Origin of the sequence: Pandoraea communis (genome assembly GCF_902459745.1) — a bacterium.
Taxonomy (GTDB): domain Bacteria; phylum Pseudomonadota; class Gammaproteobacteria; order Burkholderiales; family Burkholderiaceae; genus Pandoraea; species Pandoraea communis.
Genome location: NZ_CABPSJ010000002.1, coordinates 345,360 through 362,896 on the forward strand (window position 1 = coordinate 345,360; position 17,537 = coordinate 362,896).

Annotated in this window: 18 protein-coding genes and 1 tRNA gene; 3 read left to right on the plus strand and 16 right to left on the minus strand. The window is 56.8% G+C overall.

The annotated features are described in order from the left end of the window. Positions 1-7: 7 nt before the first annotated feature. Entirely contained in the window at positions 8-1,696 is a 1,689-nt protein-coding gene (gshA, locus tag PCO31110_RS07885) for a glutamate--cysteine ligase (RefSeq protein WP_281350616.1), read from the minus strand. A 433-nt stretch (positions 1,697-2,129) separates the two neighbouring features. Here gshA and PCO31110_RS07890 point away from each other — a divergent pair, with 433 nt between their 5' ends. Further along, on the plus strand, positions 2,130-2,903 hold the full coding sequence (locus tag PCO31110_RS07890; RefSeq protein ID WP_150690074.1) for a sulfite exporter TauE/SafE family protein: 774 nt from the start codon (positions 2,130-2,132) through the stop codon (positions 2,901-2,903). 66 nt (positions 2,904-2,969) lie between these two features. Here PCO31110_RS07890 and PCO31110_RS07895 read toward each other — a convergent pair whose 3' ends face one another. Further along, positions 2,970-4,658 (minus strand): AMP-binding protein, encoded by a 1,689-nt coding sequence (locus PCO31110_RS07895; protein ID WP_150690075.1) that lies wholly within the window; start codon positions 4,656-4,658, stop codon positions 2,970-2,972. A gap of 232 nt (positions 4,659-4,890) precedes the next feature. On the opposite strand from PCO31110_RS07895, the gene PCO31110_RS07900 reads away from it, so the two are divergent. After that, positions 4,891-4,967: transfer RNA gene (locus PCO31110_RS07900), tRNA-Pro, on the plus strand. Between the two features lie 79 nt (positions 4,968-5,046). Here PCO31110_RS07900 and PCO31110_RS07905 read toward each other — a convergent pair. The 3 genes from PCO31110_RS07905 to PCO31110_RS07920 form a co-directional block, all read right to left on the minus strand. After that, a complete protein-coding gene (locus PCO31110_RS07905; RefSeq protein WP_150690076.1) occupies positions 5,047-5,538 on the minus strand; it encodes a DUF2514 family protein in 492 nt (163 codons plus the stop codon). Further along, the gene (locus tag PCO31110_RS07910; protein ID WP_150690077.1) at positions 5,535-6,023 is read right to left on the minus strand and encodes a hypothetical protein; all 489 of its coding nucleotides are present in this window, start codon (positions 6,021-6,023) and stop codon (positions 5,535-5,537) included. Before PCO31110_RS07910 ends, PCO31110_RS07905 begins: the two co-directional genes overlap by 4 nt. 264 nt (positions 6,024-6,287) lie before the next feature. Then, the gene (locus PCO31110_RS07920) at positions 6,288-6,590 is read right to left on the minus strand and encodes a hypothetical protein (protein WP_150690079.1); all 303 of its coding nucleotides are present in this window, start codon (positions 6,588-6,590) and stop codon (positions 6,288-6,290) included. A gap of 223 nt (positions 6,591-6,813) precedes the next feature. Between PCO31110_RS07920 and PCO31110_RS07925 the strand changes: the two genes are divergently transcribed. After that, the gene (locus PCO31110_RS07925; RefSeq protein WP_150690080.1) at positions 6,814-7,926 is read left to right on the plus strand and encodes an acyltransferase family protein; all 1,113 of its coding nucleotides are present in this window, start codon (positions 6,814-6,816) and stop codon (positions 7,924-7,926) included. Positions 7,927-7,934: 8 nt separating this feature from the next. Here the strand turns inward: PCO31110_RS07925 and PCO31110_RS07930 are convergent, their stop codons facing one another. From PCO31110_RS07930 to PCO31110_RS07980, 11 genes are read right to left on the minus strand one after another with little or no spacing between them, the layout of a single operon-like run. Then, on the minus strand, positions 7,935-8,432 hold the full coding sequence (locus PCO31110_RS07930; protein ID WP_174979406.1) for a DUF4376 domain-containing protein: 498 nt from the start codon (positions 8,430-8,432) through the stop codon (positions 7,935-7,937). Positions 8,433-8,443: 11 nt separating this feature from the next. After that, complete coding sequence (locus PCO31110_RS07935; RefSeq protein WP_150690082.1) at positions 8,444-9,274, minus strand: glycoside hydrolase family protein; 831 nt, start codon at positions 9,272-9,274, stop codon at positions 8,444-8,446. 9 nt (positions 9,275-9,283) lie between these two features. Next, positions 9,284-10,792 carry a hypothetical protein gene (locus tag PCO31110_RS07940; protein ID WP_150690083.1) on the minus strand — a complete coding sequence of 503 codons (1,509 nt, stop codon included), beginning with the start codon at positions 10,790-10,792 and terminating at the stop codon, positions 9,284-9,286. A 3-nt stretch (positions 10,793-10,795) separates the two neighbouring features. Continuing rightward, on the minus strand, positions 10,796-11,452 hold the full coding sequence (locus tag PCO31110_RS07945) for a DUF2612 domain-containing protein (RefSeq protein ID WP_150690084.1): 657 nt from the start codon (positions 11,450-11,452) through the stop codon (positions 10,796-10,798). A 4-nt stretch (positions 11,453-11,456) separates the two neighbouring features. Continuing rightward, positions 11,457-12,677: a baseplate J/gp47 family protein gene (locus tag PCO31110_RS07950; RefSeq protein ID WP_150690085.1), complete on the minus strand. Its 1,221-nt coding sequence runs from the start codon at positions 12,675-12,677 to the stop codon at positions 11,457-11,459. 9 nt (positions 12,678-12,686) lie between these two features. Continuing rightward, positions 12,687-13,037 carry a contractile injection system sheath initiator gene (locus PCO31110_RS07955; protein ID WP_150690086.1) on the minus strand — a complete coding sequence of 117 codons (351 nt, stop codon included), beginning with the start codon at positions 13,035-13,037 and terminating at the stop codon, positions 12,687-12,689. Further along, complete coding sequence (locus PCO31110_RS07960) at positions 13,037-13,774, minus strand: oxidoreductase (RefSeq protein ID WP_150690087.1); 738 nt, start codon at positions 13,772-13,774, stop codon at positions 13,037-13,039. The genes PCO31110_RS07955 and PCO31110_RS07960 overlap by 1 nt, the downstream gene beginning before the upstream one ends. Then, positions 13,764-14,630, minus strand: a complete 867-nt coding sequence (locus PCO31110_RS07965) for a baseplate hub protein (RefSeq protein ID WP_150690088.1) — start codon at positions 14,628-14,630, stop codon at positions 13,764-13,766. Before PCO31110_RS07965 ends, PCO31110_RS07960 begins: the two co-directional genes overlap by 11 nt. Further along, on the minus strand, positions 14,627-14,926 hold the full coding sequence (locus PCO31110_RS07970) for a phage baseplate plug family protein (protein ID WP_150690089.1): 300 nt from the start codon (positions 14,924-14,926) through the stop codon (positions 14,627-14,629). Before PCO31110_RS07970 ends, PCO31110_RS07965 begins: the two co-directional genes overlap by 4 nt. After that, positions 14,923-15,654 carry a phage baseplate protein gene (locus tag PCO31110_RS07975; RefSeq protein WP_150690090.1) on the minus strand — a complete coding sequence of 244 codons (732 nt, stop codon included), beginning with the start codon at positions 15,652-15,654 and terminating at the stop codon, positions 14,923-14,925. Before PCO31110_RS07975 ends, PCO31110_RS07970 begins: the two co-directional genes overlap by 4 nt. After that, the gene (locus tag PCO31110_RS07980) at positions 15,654-17,480 is read right to left on the minus strand and encodes a phage tail tip lysozyme (protein WP_150690091.1); all 1,827 of its coding nucleotides are present in this window, start codon (positions 17,478-17,480) and stop codon (positions 15,654-15,656) included. Before PCO31110_RS07980 ends, PCO31110_RS07975 begins: the two co-directional genes overlap by 1 nt. Positions 17,481-17,537 lie beyond the last annotated feature (57 nt).

The window sequence follows — 17,537 nt, forward strand, 5'->3', positions numbered from 1 at the left end:
CCGTGCGTCAGACGGAGACCGTACCGAGCGTGCCTGCACGGTAGGCGGCGACGAACGCGTCGAAATCACCCACCTGCGTGCGTTCCAGTTCGGCCTGCGTGTCGAGCGACTTGCGAGCCAGTGTCTCGAAGTGCTCGATCACGCTTGCATCGAGCGGCATGTCGCGCAGCGTCTGCGCATGACGCTTGCTCTGCGCGAGCGCAAACGCCTGGAACGCACCGCCCTTCGTGCCGCGCAGTGGCTCAAGCGAGGCCATCACACGCGCAGACGGCGTGAGCGAGACGTCTTGCACCTTCGCCCGTTGCAGCGACATCGTATGCGCGTAGTGTGCCCCGCCGCGCTGTGCGTCGAAGGCGGCGGCCGTGCGGTCGATGCGATCGAGCAGCGCCTCGGCCCAATCGAACAGCGTGATCGCCTGACCGCCGCGATGCAGCACGAGGCCCGGCTTGCGGCCCTCTTTGACGACGTGAGCAAAGTTGTCGCGGTTCTCCATGTTCTCGGCGTTCGAGCACGACGGACTGTCTTCTAATGCGCAGAACAGCACAAAGGCGTCGATGAAGCGTGCCGTATCGACATCGATGCCCGCCGGCTGGAACGGATCGATATCGATGCAGCGAACTTCAACGTACTGCACACCACGGCGCGCGAGCGCCTGCACCGGACGCTCACCGCTGTAGGTCACTCGCTTGGGACGAATGGTGGCATAGAACTCGTTCTCGATTTGCAGCAGGTTGGTCGAGAGCTGAATCCATTCGCCGTCGCGCTTGGTGCCGAGCGCTTCATAGGCCGGATGCGGCTGGCTTACGGCTTGCGTGAGCGCATCGATGTAGCTGGGCAGGCAGTCGTAGCACGGCGAAACTTCGGACTGCGCGCTGTTCTGATAGCCCAGATCGCTCATGCGCAGACTGGTCGCGTACGGCAAGCCGAGCGTACCTTCGTCGAACGATTCCAGCCCATGCTGGCGGCCGCGCAGGAATTCCGCGTGCAGCACCGGCGAGGCGCCGAACAGATACATCAGCAGCCAGCTATAGCGGCGGAAATTGCGGATAAGCGCGACATAGCGGGCCGATTGATAGTCGCGGGCCGAGTCCTTGACGCCTTCGCTTTCGCGCAGCAGTTCCCACACGGGTTCGGCCAGCGAGAAGTTGTAGTGAATGCCTGCGATGCATTGCATCGGTTTGCCATAACGCAGGGCAAGGCCGCGGCGATAGACATGCTTGAGCATGCCGATGTGCGACGTGCCGTAGTCGGCGATAGGAATCACGTCTTCCGGCGGCAGTGCCGGCGGCATCGAATCGCTCCACAGCAACTCCCCGCCCAGCTTGCGATAGGCGAACTGATGGATTTCGTTCAGACGCGCGATAACGTCGGCGGCGTCGTGCTGAGGCGGCGTGATGAACTCGAGCAGCGCTTCTGAGTAATCGGTCGTGATCTCTTCGTTGGTCAATGCGGAACCCAGCGCGCGCGGATGCGGCGTCAGGGCAAGCGCGCCGTTGTCTTCGACGCGCAAGGTTTCACGTTCGATGCCGGACAGGCCCTCACCGAGCAGCGCACGATGCGCGGGTTGCATGATAAGTGCCAGGCGCCGGTCAAGCAGCGCGTGGCCGGCATGTTGTCCGGTGTGAGCGGTTTGTTCGTGTTGACGATTCTGTTTTTCCAACTTCCATCCCTCTGGACTGGCGCAATGCTTTGGCATGGTTTTCGTCGCCGGCACCCTTCACGGCACGAGGCCATGACCGGTGCAAATTCGGCGGCGTATGGGGGTTCTACGGGGTGCCGACGGCAACGGCGCGACCGCCGGAGCCGGAACTCCGGGGGACACGCTCGATGCGCGGCACGGCGCGAATTTGGCCTGAGCATAACTGAAAACGCCAAAGCGCGCCGGACGCCGCCTCAATCCCGCGCATCAGTTCCGGCGTGCAGGCCGACTCACGCGAGTTGAGCGATGAACGCACCTGAATGCACGATGAATGGCGATCATCCGACACCTTGACCTACCCACCGAAGAGCCGGTGCCGGGCAGGACAGAACGCGTGACGACAACGACCGGCGCAGCCTCAGCGTCTGCCTGAGTCCGCCTGCGCGAAAGCCGCATTGGCGACCCGTCGCGGCACGTCGATACTGGCGTCATGATGAATACTCAACATCTGACCAACCTCGTTCCCTTGCTGTCGCTGGGACTCTTCACCTTCCTGCTCGCCGGCTTTGTCAAGGGCGTGATCGGTCTCGGTCTGCCGACAGTGGCCGTAGGGTTGCTTGGCTTGGCCATGCCGACCGCCGAAGCGGCTGCGCTGCTCATCGTGCCGTCGCTTGTGACGAACGTCTGGCAATTACTGGCGGGCCCGCGCTTTGCCGCACTGGCGAAGCGCCTGTGGCCGATGTTGATCGGCATCGGTATCGGCACATGGGCGGGCGGCGGATGGCTCGCCAATGGGGGCGATTTTGCCGGGATGGCGTTGGGCGTGGCGCTGCTCGCTTACGCCGTACTGGGACTCGCGGCAGTACGTCTGCATGTGCCGAAAAGCTGGCCTGGCGCACGCGTAAGCGCGCTCGGCGGCGTTATCGGCGTCATAACCGGGTTGGTGACGGCAGCGACCGGCGTGTTCGTCATTCCAGCCGTACCGTTTCTGCAAGCGCTCGATCTCGACAAGGACGATCTGGTGCAGGCACTCGGTCTGTCGTTTACCGTATCCACGGTGGCGCTTGCCGCCGGTCTGGCGCACGACGGCATCTTCCACGGCCACGCGATCGGCGTGTCGCTTCTGGCGCTGGCGCCCGCGCTTGGCGGCATGTTCTTCGGCCAGTGGGTGCGGACTCGCGTCAGCGCGACGGTGTTTCGCCGCTGTTTCTTTGTTGGGTTGGCGATGCTGGGCGCGGAGTTGGTGATTCAGCACATGCGCTGAATGCTGCAGCGCGATGGCGGGACGGCGGGACGGCCGCCGCGCGTCCACGCTTCGGACGCGCGGGCATCATTTGAGATCGGCGAAATCGACGTCCCAGAACTCCATCGCCCGACGGCTTTGCGGATCACGTCCTTCCTCTGCACGGCGTAGTTCGACGCGACGAATCTTGCCGGAGATTGTCTTCGGCAGATCGCAGAATTCGATGCGCCGGATACGTTTGTATGGCGCCAGGTGATCGCGACAGAAGCGCAGGATGTCGAGGGCGAGCGTATCGTCGGCGTGAAAGCCTGCGCGCAGGGTGATGAACGCCTTCGGCACGGCAAGCCGCACCGGATCGGGGCTCGGCACCACACCGGCCTCGGCCACGGCAGGGTGTTTGATCAGTTCGCTTTCCAGCTCGAACGGGCTGATGCGGTAGTCCGACGCCTTGAAGACATCGTCCGCCCGGCCCACATAAGTAAAGTAGCCGCGCTCGTCGCGCATGGCGACGTCACCCGTGTGGTAGTAGCCGTCGCGCATGGCCTCGGCGGTCTTTTCCCTGTCGTCTTCATATCCCTGCATCAATCCGGTCGGACGCGACGACAGAACGAGCGCGATCTCGCCTTCGTCGGCCTCATTGCCGTTGTGATCGAGCAGCACGACGCGATATCCCGGCATCGGACGCCCCATCGCTCCCGCCTTCACCGGTTGTCCCGGGGAATTGCCGATCTGGCAGCACGTTTCGGTTTGGCCGTAGCCGTCGCGAATCGTGATCTTCCAGGCGCGCTTGACCTGCTCGATCACTTCGGGATTGAGCGGCTCGCCAGCGCCGATCAGTTCGCGGAACTTCCCTGCGTGGCGTGTCAGATCTTCCTGAATCATCATTCGCCAGACGGTGGGCGGCGCGCACAGCGTGGTGACGCCGCAGCGTGTCGCTGTCTCCAGCGCGGCACGTGCGTCGAAGCGCGAGAAGTTGTAGATGAAGATGGTCGCGCCCGCGTTCCAAGGCGCGAAGAAACAGCTCCAGGCATGCTTCGCCCATCCCGGCGAGCTGATGTTCCAGTGAATGTCGCCTGGTTGCAGGCCAAGCCAATACATCGTGGCGAGATGACCGACGGGGTAACTCTGATGCGAATGCAACACGAGCTTGGGTCGTGACGTGGTGCCGGAGGTGAAGTACAGCAGCAGCGGATCGGTCGCGAGCGTGGTGCCGTCGGGGGTGAATTGATCCGAGGCGTCGTAAGCAGGCGCAAGTGGCGTCCATCCTTCGGGCGGGTTGTCGCCGACGGCGATGCGGCCGTAGTCGCCGGGTAGATGAGCGAACTTGAGGGCGTCGCGGGCGGTGGTGACGACGTGGCGAACACGGCCGCGCTCCAGCCGGTCGGCGAGATCGCCTGCGGTGAGCAGGGTCGTCGCGGGAATCATGACGGCGCCGAGCTTCATGCAAGCAAGCATGAGGTCCCAGAGTTCGACCTGATTGGGGAGCATGAGTAGCACGCGGTCGCCGCGCGACACCCCTTGTTCGCGCAGGAAATTGGCGACTCGATTGGAGCGTGCGGACATCTCGGCGAAGGACAGGCGCGTCTCGCGACCGTCCTCTTCGACAACCCAGAGTGCGGGATGATCGTTGTCTAAGGCTTGGGCGTCGAAAAAATCGAGTGCCCAGTTGAAGCGAGAGAGAACCGGCCAGCGAAAATCACGGTACGCCACCTCGTAGTGGGTACGCTGCGCGAGAAGAAGATCGCGCGCGGCCTCGAACCCCAGGATTTGCGGCATCGCTTGCTCCGAGCCCGGACGGGCAGGATTAGGCAGAATTCCATTATCGTAAGCCCCCCCGAATTCAACATCCGGAATAACCATCATGGGGTTTTGTCGGCCGCCTACGCCGTACTATCGGCGCGTGATGTAAAAAATATGCGGGCGATGCGCATCCCCCCTTCCTTTCCCGCGCAAAGCTCTGCTATAATCGCCTGCTTTCGAGCAATGCATCTAAACGACGCATTTCTCACGGGGCGTAGCGCAGCCTGGTAGCGTACCTGCATGGGGTGCAGGTGGTCGGAGGTTCAAATCCTCTCGCCCCGACCAGGAAATAGAAGGCCTGACGAGTTCTGCTCGTCGGGCCTTTTGTCTAACTTGATGCCGAGTGTCTAACTTGGCACGCCAATCAGTTCTTCTCGATCACCGTTAACGCGTCGTAACTGCGCTCACAGGCAAGCCCTGCGATGTGGGCAGCGTCAGCAAATTCAGCGAGTTCTCCCGCAGCTTTGTCAGCCCGGCTGAACAGCCCTGCGAGCATATCGAGGGGATCTGTTCCCCCTCCGGCTGGCGCGCTTCCGCTGGAAGCGGCGGAATGTCGCGCGGCGGCGGTATATTCGGCAAGCTGCTTGCGCACCCGTTCATAAGCAGCATCAGAGGTGCGAGCCGCAATGCCCGCAGTGTCAGCAGATTTTTTAGCATCGGTTGAGATCCTAGTCAGCGTTTGAGTCGTCTGGCGATAGAAGTTGTTAGAATCGGAAAGGTCTTTGATTTGCTTCGCTTGGGCGGCGACAGTGGCTGACTGGTCGGCGTCGTGATGGCCCTTCCAGTAGCCGCCGCCGAGAGCAAATGCCATGGCGAGCAGGAAGGCGCCCCATACGCGCGGATCAAGGATAGTCATAGCGCCCCCATTGCAGCGGTGTGATTTGCGGGCCACTCTGCCGGGCGGGGCTTTCCGGGGCGCCATACGCGAAGATACAGACCCCATGAGCCTTCCACGTCGTCTACATCGGGTAACGGCTGTGGATCGGTGTAGAGCAGCAGCCGGGCACATCCTGCGGCGAGAATGTCGTCTGACTCCAGCGAGCTATAGATAGCTACAGGGTCATACGCAACCTTACGGGCGGCACACAGATCGCTGAGATAGCCGCTCGTTCCCTTGAACAGATAGAGTCCCCAGATTCCACCGCGCGATGCCTGCGTACCTTGTTCGCACTGCCACAATCCACGCGCTGGCCCTGTCGGCATCTGTCGCCGAAAAGTAAGATGCGACTCTTGCAAACCGATGGACAAGAGTTCTATCCGAGCCTTATCGCTGGTCATGAATGGCGGCAACAGCGCCAGCGCCGGATTGATAGCATTGGACAACGCATCAGCGGGCGTCATGGCCTAGCTCCTTGAAGAATCGGCGTCGGATTTGGAGTTGCCAGAAGCCCCACAGGGACGCTATGGCAATGGCTACATTGAGAGTCACCTCTGGCGCGCTATGACAGGCAAGGGGCGATCCAATATTGCCGATTGCAGCGGAATTGACGATCAACAGAACTACAGCCCCACCACTTCGCGTAGGTACTCGATGAGTCAAAACGGCCCACAGAGATAACGAAAAAATCACAGAGTTAGCAATAAGATTGATTGCGGCCAGCATGGTTAGCTCCCGAGAATCTTCCGACGGGCAGCCGCCAGCCATTCCGGGATCTGCTGCATCAAATTGCTCACGAGCGATAGCCCGAACACCGCCGCCGTTGCTACTGCAAGCATGTGTGTGATGCTTCCCGGTATGATCGTGTACTTCTCGGCCACGAACCCGCCAACAAGGCAGCCAATTCCTAGGCTCGCCCCGAACGAGAGCCCGCGCTGCCACCAATTCCCCGGAATGAACTTGAGTGCGACGGCGGCCCCGAACGCTGCGGAACCTCCAATCTTCACCAACAACGTCGTCTGGTCGTCCATCGTTATTCCTTGCTGTATCTCGATTTCCTCGTAATCGTAGACACCTCAAAACGTGAACGCAGAGACTCGATGCGGCCAAAACAAAAAAGCCACCCGAAGGTGGCCTGGCTCTGAAACGCTAGGATGAATTGGTGACTCGTCGCCAAATACCCCTAGAAATGGAAGGTATGTAGGAATTCGATGTAAGATTCACAGCTTTAGCGGCTGCGTAAATAGTGAATTCATGACAAAAAACCGAGATGGATCACCTTCAGGGAAAGAATCGCCCGCATCGTCGACTCACATCGACGCGTTCGATGGCTTGCGGGGGTTCGCAATTCTCGTGGTTTTCACGTTCCACTTTACTGGCATTTACGCAAGCACGAACTACTTCCTGTCACCGAATGGTGTAGCACACAGCATCGTGTCACTCTTTCGCGCCGGGCAAATTGGCGTCGATCTCTTTTTTATCCTCAGCGGATATCTGATTTTCCGCTCGATATCGGGCAAGCAACAGCGCGCAACATTTATCAAGCACCGGATATCACGTCTGCTGCCTGCGCACTTGGCCGTATGCCTATACATCGCTTACGTCACGCACTCATGGGATGTGCTTACGTTCATATCGAACGTAACGTTTGTCGCCCCGCTCATCCAGAGTACCCCGACCCTCAATGACGTAACATGGTCACTTGCGTGGGAATGGGTCTTCTACGTGCTGATTTTCCTCGGCGCCAAGGTGTTTAACGCAAAGGGTTGGCTACTTCTTATAGTGACAACCCTGCTCGCCGTAGCGACTAGCGTGGTGTCCAACCATATCTCGGGCATAAATCCTATTGATCTCGGAAGATTCGCAGCGTTTCTGATTGGCGTCAGCCTAGCGATTCGCCCGGAATTTTCCCATCCGACGCATAGCATCAGGAGGTCCAATATGGTCGCCGGGGCTGCCTTCCTAGCTTTGCTGGCGATGATGTCGCTTTGGTTGCATCAATGGCAGCGGATAACCACCCTCACTATGGACGGTGGATATTACATTGTGGTGTCGCTGCTTTTTTCCGTTCTGATCCGGGAATCGTTTGTCTCAGGTAGCACGACGAGAAAAATTCTTTGTTTCGGCCCAATTCGTGCGATAGGAAAGATTAGCTATTCGCTGTACCTCGTTCACTCTGTCGTGATCGGCACACTTTTCAATGAGCTTCCGCCTGCGACATCGTTTGGCGAAATTCTGATGCGCTACATTCAAATCCTTGGAACAGCAGTCGCTATAGCAATCGTGTCTTATTTCATCCTAGAACGCCCATATTTCTCACGCCGCGCAAGAAGTCTGCCCGAACCCAAAGTCGAGTTGGGCAAGTAGGCCTAGTGTCACTCCCAAGTAATCCCTTCGACGGCCGCAATCGTCTTCGCCGCAGCGATATTGGACTTCAGCGTTGCCCGCTTAGCGAACGCCTCACTCACTTGCGAGAGCATGACCGAGTAAAGGCCCTTCAGGTCATCGAGCGTGAACGGGACCAATGTGTTGTCAGCGGACTTCCAGAAGAAGCCGGGCGGTACCGCGCCCGCTAGGGCGTATCCGGTCACGGCTTTGAGCAGCACGCTTTGACTGTCAAAGCCAGTCGATTCGTCGCAGTCGGCCTGATACGTTTTGGTCACGCCAGCGGCGGTCGTGTAAGAGACGTCCAACTGTGCCGCAACCAAGTAGGCCGAATCGATCACATCGCTTTGCGACTTCTGCGCTTCGCTAAGTGTCGGTGCCGGAGGCCAAGGGCTTGGCAGTGCGTCATAATAGGTCTCGCCAGAATTGCAGTCGGAAGCAGAGTCGATGGCACGGAACCCATTCGATTGGTTAATCGCGTAGCCCATGGTGTTGTCCTTTACGAAAAAAACGATGTCAGATACGCGGCCCGAGTACCCCATGCGAATGCCTGTTTCAAATCCATAGCGTTCGTGGCGCTCATACCTTGATCGCCAGCGGCATAGGTGAAATACAGGTTGTCTCCCAGTTCGCAGAAATCGATGTCGGACGTATTCGTAAGCTCATCCGGAAGCGTCGGCGTCAATGCGTATTTGGTCGATTCAGTCCACGTCGAACAGGGATCTGTCGCCCGGGCGACACGCGTCTTGTAGATACCCGATTCCGTGACGAGATAATGCATGTAGTAGTACCCATTCGAGTAATCGATGCGGGGACATGCGACGTAGCGATCCGAGCCGAATACGTTGCCGTAAGGCGCCCAGGTGACAAGATCTGTCGAGACTAGCCAGCGAATGTTGAAGTCAACGTAACCGTAATACGGCTCCGAAGTCTCATATGCCATCACGTAACGATTGGCATCGGGATCGAAGCACACCGACGTGTTGAAAATCTTCTGTCTCGGATCTCCAGCAGCCCATGCTTGATCCGGTATGCTCCACGTTACGAGGTCGTCGGTATACATGTGCCAGATACTATTGCCCGCTGGACCAACGTTCCGCGTGCCCCAATAGTGCAGGCGAGTGCCGATAACCAGTGCGCATCCGAGCGTCAAATCGTTGGCAGGCGCTGACGCGACAATCTCGCCGGTAAAGTAATCCGCTGCGACGAGAGTAGACGACAGGCGCGGAACGCGCGAAATGTACATAACCAAGAGTCGGCCATTGAAGAACACCACCGAACTCTCGACGGCGAACGGCTTGAAGATTGCGGCGGTTTTGTTGATGAGCATCAAAGGACCTTAAAGATTGTCAACCCATCCAGCACAACACAACACACCGTAAGTCGTATCGTTGTTGGCGTAATATATGTTGGTACTTTCCAACGTAATCAAAGCACGCGTAACAATCGGCGCCGGACCATACCCAGAAATACAAATCACCATCGGCGGCGTATCAAGTGTAGAAGTTGCCCTCGAATAGGAACTATTGGGCGCACAAATTGAATGACCGCCAGTTGATCCGGCCTTCATTACGAGGTCGATTTCGCTTGCGGTCGGGGGTACAAAAGACCCCACAGCAAGTGCAGTGTAGGTGGGTGTATCCGGGTTCCCCGTGACTGACGATGCCAGAGCAGGCAGATAGGGGACATTCGAACCTGAAGCAGTGTTCACAACGTACTGCGCTTTCCGCCCGTATTGCAACGTCTGCAATAGGTATTTACTGCCCGAGCTATCCGTGCGCACTGCACCGACGCGCGCCCGGTAGCCCCCCGTAAATCCGGCAGGAGCAGTAGGCACCGTGGCGCTCGGGTCCAACGTCCCGCAAACGGTCGTCCCGTTGTACCAAACCCAAACGTAATACCATGTATTAGCTGCGAGCGTGCCTGTGCTCAAGCTATTGGGCTGCCCAACAGTCCCCGCCGAATTGATCGTTACGCTGACCCCGCGTGCCGTCGTAACGACGTTTGTCGCCGTTTCGAGCATGATCTCGTCAACCGTGACGACTGCCGAAGAGTTGTTAGCACCCTGCGCTGCGATTTTGAGGTTTTTGAAGCCACCTTGTACGCCTACAAGCTGCGACAATTGCGCCGCGTGCTGCGGTTGCGTTGCAGTGCCGACTTGCAGCGCAGGCGGCAATACGATATTTACCCCATCACCATAAATATTTGCCGATCCGGCCTGCTGAACGATTACCCCGGTTCCGCCCGCCGTTTTGGCCGTGACCGAGAAGTTGCCAGTGGTGTTGTTGATGATTAGCCACTGATTCTTCGTCGCGGGGAAAACCAACTGAACATTACCAGTCAATGCTCCTGCCAAGGTGATGATCGGTAGACCATACTGGGCCGGAGTTAGCGTCACGGTGCCCGTAGTCAGCCCAGTGACGGGAGATATGCCATACGATTCTAGGGGCGCCCATCCAGTTGCACCGGGACTGTCGGGGTTCGATGTATTGTTGTCCATCAAACTCAGCCAGAATCCCATTCCGTCCGCACGCGCCAGAACCGCACCCATCGGATAGCCATCGACGTTTGTATCTGCCGAGAATGTCGCATCGAAGCCAACCTGACCGCCGGCGTTCAGCCATCGAGTCCAGGCAGACACCATGAAGAGAATGCCATTCATGTCGGTTCCGAAAGGCGGCACACCACCTGCGGCAATCGGAGTACGTGTGAGCGGCGGGAAACCGTCGTTAAGCGATGCTCGGCCATCGACTACCCCGATTTGGCTTGCCTCAGGAATCGTCTGCTTGGCACCATTTGCCGCAAATGCAAGCGGCAATTTTGTTACTGGAATATCGGTAGCTTTCATGTCTTACGCCTCGTAGAACGACCCTTGGTCAAACGGAGCCGCGCTCTCGATTCCAGCCTCGAAGAAGCCGAACACATTGGGGACAGGCACCTGTATGTAACTGAAATCGACGCCAGTCGGGCGCGGCAAGATCCCAGATTGCGTAAGAATAGCCACCTCAAAAGGTTGAAGATAGAACTCGAAAGTGAAGCGCATCGACATATTCCCATTGTCGATGACGTAGCACCGCCCGCGTCCTTTGAATAGACTTTGGAGCAGTGCGTTGATACTGGGAATCGAGCAATCCGTTATGTTCACGAGCGCCTTAACCATAATCAGCGTTCGGAACGCGTCATCGGAGAGATAGTAGTTCTGCATCGGAACGGTGCCATTGAAGAAGACGCCGTTATCGAAGGGCCGCGCACTCGCTACACCTGCCTCATCAAAGCCGAAATACACTTCCGTACCAGGTATCTGCAGCAGGCGCCCATTAGGGAGGCCGACAATCTTTCCCCAATTGTCTAGCCCCTTCCCAACAGCCGTGGAGACGTCCCACATCATGGTGAAAAAAGCGTCAATATCCGCAGTGGGGTCGACATACCCGTTCATGCTCTCGATTAGCTGATTAAGCGTCGGAGCGTTCGAATATTGTGAGAGGATGGTTTGCTGAACGTTTTGCATGGCATCAGGAGATGAGATTTACCGTGATGTCCGCATCATCGATCGTCGGAATCTGGTTGATATTCACCGCTATGCGGTTTCCACTTGTTGGGTTGGCAGACGTGCCAATGTAGATCGAATCAAGCTCAAGATTTTCGTCGATGGCCTCAACCGGACCGTAATAGCGACTGGCTAACATGTCGCGTCCAATTCTGGCACGTTGGCCGCCGTCCGACCCACTGAATGCTTTTTTGATCGCCGTCTTCACCTGTGTTTCGATATCAGCAGGCAATGTACCGTTATCAACAATGTTCACTGAAAAATAGATCGGCAGGCTCGCCGCGATCTGGAACTTGACGGTGTATTGTGGGAAAGGTGCGGTGTATCCATCTGTGTCATGGACTGTAACGGTGGTACTCCCGTTGTAATCACATCCGGGGGCCTTCTTCGACCAAATCGCATTGCCGATGTCCTGCGCAGCCCCGCCGGCTACGCACACATATAGCGAGTGCGGAATCAGCGTTACGCCGCCGATGACAACGCTTGATCCAGACCCATTGTCGGTAACATAGGCATCAAGAACATTAGCGACGCCGAGTACTGCCCCTCGCACGGACGGGACCATTCCGCTGGAGTTCTTCGCTACTGACTGCCGTCTCCGATATTCGAAATCGGCCCGTGATTCGACATCTGTTCCCAATATCCCATCTGCAGGATTGTTGATCGTGTCCCATCCGGGGATTTGCTGATAGATCCGGTTTAATGAACCCGCTGGGCATGCGATAGGGCCGTTTGTTTGGCATGCGAATGCCAAATTTATCGAGCCTGATGCGGGAATAACTCCTGCCTGCGTGCAAATGTAGACGTTGTTATCTGTCGCAATAGCTCGGGCACCTGTCGGAATCACCGTACCAACCAAGCCGACACAGGTTGCCGTCACAGTAGTCGGTTCTGCCGGGTTTCTGTCGATGAAGTAAATGCGCCCGATAGCATCCTGCATACGCCCTGATGCTAGGTCTGGGTCCATCCCATTAACCACAGAAAGGATGTCATCGTTCTTGCTTCCAACAATCGCTGTCGTGGATTGCGCGACCTGTCCTTGCGGCGCACTAAGATTGGAACTCATATTGCCGCCAAACGCGGCATTCATATCCTGCTGGACGCCAGCGAGGATGTCGCTCTCAGCAGGCAGAACCGGCCCTGTCGGTTGCCAATCGATCCCCGGTACGCTGGAAGTGCCCGCCATGATTTCCTCTTAAAACATGACCTTGAAGGTCTGATTGGCCGTCGTCGAACACAACACATAGCCAGAAAGTGCCCGATTGCTGAACGAATCGAAAACGCACTGAGCGGTTCGTATTCCGACAACACGAAGAGCAGCGGTTTCCATTTGCGAACGCACCAATGAAATCGGCGGAAGTTTGCCGAGGATGTCTTCTTTGTAGCGAATGCCAACCGAAGTGTCGTAGTAGCACTCACCCAAGAAGGTCTTTAGTTCACTAGCAACATCCTGCGCAAGCGCGTAGGGATCCGAGGCCATCGCCCAGTCACCATTTGCGTCAAGGCATACATCCCAAATCTCTTGATCGAGAAGCATCGTGTTCATCAGTTAACGTCCCCAGAATTGCCACTCCCCGGCTGTACGCCGTTGTGCGTATGAACGTCTCCGATGTTCTTGCCGTTGTTCTTGATCGAGCCATTGATATTGAAATTACCCGTAAGCGTAGCCTCCGAAGAACCTCCGGTCTCCCCCGCCATCGTCAGATTTCCGTTCAATGCGATATTTGGCGAGATGATGCTTACCTTTGAATCGCCGGTAATCGCTACGTTGGGGGCCTTCACGTTCAGGTTGTTGGTTCCGATCAGTTCGACAATGCCATCGGCAAAGCGCACATACTGGGATGGAGTGCCATTGAGGCATCCACCGGTGTATATCCCGTCGGCCTTGGATAACTTGCGCTTCGATCCCGGATTTGCCCGTGCCTTCGTGTTTTTCACCACCGAAATATCCCGGTCAGCAAACGAGCACATCCCAATATCCCCGACTACGGGATCAATGATGATGGCGTTGCTGCCGCCCTGAATGCGCATATATGGGATGCCGTAAATGATGCCGTGCTCAATGGCATTCCCCTGGCCATCGGTCTGATTGATCAATGGCTGCACATCTACGAAGCCGACTGGCGATATCCCACCTGCATTCGTAACGCCTTTTACCTCGACCAGAGTGCAAAAAGACATGCGAGCCATGAGTGACATGAACACGAACCGCATTTCATTGAACCCAGGCGCCGCGTCGACAGCGCGGCCGATTCCCCGATATCCAATATCCTCAGTCGACATAGTTCGGCACCCCCATGAGGTTGGAGAACCAGGGGCCGCTCGGCGTCTCTGAGGCCAAAGAATGGGTCAGTTGTAGGACTCGCCAATTCCCACATGCCGCTTGAATTTGGCTTTCGACAGTGACCACGCCACCAATCTTGAAGTTCGGATTGAAATAGGCCGAAACCATCAGCCCGTTGGACGCGAATTTCGGATATCCAACCATGCCTGTCGTTGGTGAAATTAATGGCGGTTCTGGTTCTGGTCTGGTGCCATCGGCAGGCCAAATGGCGAGCGTCCCACGGTCGATGACATAATTGATGTCTGCGGCCTCGGCGCAGTCCTTAACTTGATTCATCAGAGACCCTTGCAGGTACGGATGAGAAAGCTGAACAGACACGCCGTTGTTCTCGAACGCGAGCCCCATCGTATTTGCGAATCCTCGCATGAGTTCTGCAACGTCTGCTGCCCCCTGAATACTTGTCGGTTTCGCAGGCGATAACGAATAGTCGAGACCGCCCAAACCAATGATGTTCAGCGGCGTGTACGGCTGCTGGTCGAACTCTCCCCATGCCTGCCAGATTGAGCCCTGATAAACGGTACGCATGCCCGTCTCATCGTCGCCAGCCTCAACAAGGACAGAGTTTTTGAACAGGATCGCTGAATTGATGGGGCCAATCGCCGTAATCTGATTGATGATCGATAACGGCACACCAAAGATCCGCAATTGGGCTTGAGGCTGAGATTCACCTCCATAGGACTGGATTTCGGCAGAAACCCGCAGTCCCGTTAGCTTCACTTGATTGCCAGCGGTCTCTCCGAACTGCCCCTCAGCGAGCGTGATCGTGATGTCGATCTTCTTTTTGGTCAGGCTCATTTGTCGGCCGCCTCGATATAGTTCAAGAACCAACGCGTGCCAAGCCCTTGATATTCAGGATCGTCGGTGCCTTGGGTATCGAAAAACGAGAGATCACCCACGAATCCTAGGTAAGGTTGTCTGACCAATAACGTTCGATCTCTGGCCTGCACGCTAGTCACGAGAGCGACGTTGTTGATCCAGAGCGAGAAGAACATCCCCGTGCGCTTCTGATCGACTTTGATCCGGCAATTCTGGCCGCCCAAGATGATCGTGATTGCCTGCGAAGCAAGCGCCTGAAGCGGGACCGTTCTCATAACAGCCCCCTCACATTGGGAAGGCCGTTTGCTCCAAGTACAGTTGATACCGGGCCGAACAGAACTGAGTTAGCGGCTGAAACCGCCTGAGACTGTACTTGACCCAAACTGAAGGTGTCCTCTGAAGCAGGCTCTTCCGTTGAGGTGAATTGCGCCGCTGGGGCCTGACGAACCTCTTGAATTGCCACGTCCGCAATGACCAATGCAACTCCTTGACGACTATCCCTGCCATATCGATAAGCCACCACATTGGCGTTGACGTAAGGACGCTCTGGCGTCAAGACCGTTACCAGCTCGGTCGATTTGCGCAAATATTCCAATTGCAGCAAGAATTGCGCGCGCTCGTAACTGGAACCTCCCTTAACCATCCGCAGATGCGTTATGTACGGTGTGTCGACCTTGTTGTATGTCTCGAAAGACCCTTGCTCGACTGGGTAGTCAGGCAATCTGGATTCGTTCGTATAGTCGAATGCGAGGATAGAATCAGGCTCTAAAAATGACGTTCCGTCAGACGAAAATACCCCGTAGACGAGGGAGGACGCGCCTGGGCCAAATAGCGACGACAAGATCGACGAAAGCGCTGACAGCCCCAGCCCAGAGACAATATTCAACGGCCCATCGTTGATTGCCGATACCACGCTTACCGCAGCGCCACGAGCCAATGGCGGCACGCCTGGAAGTGCCGGAATACTGGGAAATTTCGGGACGGAAATGAAATCGAGAGCCATCAGGGGGTCACTCCCGTATTTGCTTGCGGCATCGTGAACGAGTACTTACGCACTTCGCTCTTGAAAGCATTCGCAAAGGCGGCTGGATCCGATGTCGGCGCGGTGATTTGGATGGGGCCGTGGAAGTGCGTCGAGTTCGTTTGCGTGCTATTGCTGGTGTTGTTCACAGAGGCGGCAGCAGCCTGTGAGGCATTGGAGCCAACGGCGCCGGCATCTGTACGGGCGTTTCCTTCGAATACCTGCTTTGCATATCGAATCCGAGCCTCGTTGTTTGCTTCGGCCTCGCCCGGGCGTTCATAGTCATTCGAATGAATGAGGGCGGCCCCACCGGGCGTTTTCGTGGCCTTGATGGCATCGCCTGCACGCTTCTCCGTGTTCTTGAGTTCCCAGATCATGAAATCGACCTGCTGCTCAAATGACGAATCCTCGATCTTCTGAGAGAACAGCTTTTCGAAGTCCTTCTTTCGAGACCCGAGCCATTGGCCGATACCAAATGCGCCGCTTGATTTGTTCTTTGCGTTGGGATCGAGTTGGCTTTCCTGAATCGTCGAACCGACGATTCCTGCGGCCTGAGCGCGCGAGTATCCAGACTTCTGAAACGCATTCATCATGTATTGCGCTCGATCTGACGCATCCCCGCCTGACACCCCAAGCCGATCCTTCAGATATTCGTCTTCGCCCTTATTCAAGCCGGACGAATACAACATCCCTCCGAGAAAAACAGGATTGGTGAGCAATCCGATAAGGGCGCCCCCAGCCGCAGTACCATTGGCCGCACCAATCCCCGCAGCAAGTGCCCGGAATGCGCCGGCGAGCTTTAAGAGGTTCGCCGCCATCGATAGCACCTTCAGCGCGGCCAGGCCAATGAGAACATTTTTCCAGCCGCCTACGGACTCTGCGGCTTTGTCCGCCCATTGAACGAGGTCTTCAATTGCCGTAACAGCGGATTTCGCCCACTCGACAATGTCCTCCTTATGGTCCGCTGCATATTCGGCAGCCTTCATCAACTTGCCTGCCAGTTGCTCAAGAACCGGCATCAATTCGAGGAGAACCACAGTCCCGGTGTATTTGAAGCGATCCGTCAGGTCGAGCCACTTATTGCGAAGCTCTTGGGCCTTCTGAGCCATTTCATCGGTGACTGCTGAGTTCTTTTTTTGTGCATCAACTAGCGCAAGGATCGCCGCCGGGCCTTGTCGAATAAAGTTGAACTCACTATCAGACACCCCCATCTGCTGGGCTACAAGCCGCGCACGTCCCGGATCAGTCCGATACATGTTCTGGATAATGCGGGCTCGCGCGAGAAGATAAGTGTTGCCGTCCTTCAATTCGCTGACGTTTCCACCCCAGCGGAAGAACTGTTGCACACCTTCTGTTACCTGACCAATCTTGAACTTGGCGACTTCCTGCTGAGATGCAGACAACGCCGCCGTGATTCCTTCAGCGGACGAACCGGCGCGACGTGCGGCGTTCTGCCACGCGGCGAGATCGGTCGTGGACATCTGCAGGTTCTTGGACATGTAGCCCAAGTTGACCGCACTGCCGATTGTTTCCTCGATGAAGTTCTTGATCCCGACGCCGCCAGTGAATATGGCAGCTAGGGCTAACACTTCGTTACGAAGTTTGGTGAACGATTCCTTCGCGCGTTTGTTGGCCTCTTCCTGCTCCTTGGCGGCTTTCTTCGCAGCAGATTCGGCTTTCTTAAGGGCCTTAATCTGCTCCTTTGTCATCTCGGACGTGATTTTCGCAGCGTCCTGCTTCCCCTTCTTGAAGCCGGAAAGATCAAGTCCGAGCGTTATAACCAGAGCGTCAACGATTGTTGTGGCCATTCGCCGCATCCCTGCGCGCTTGGATTGCGCGCTCGTTATGGCTGCTGACTATGACGA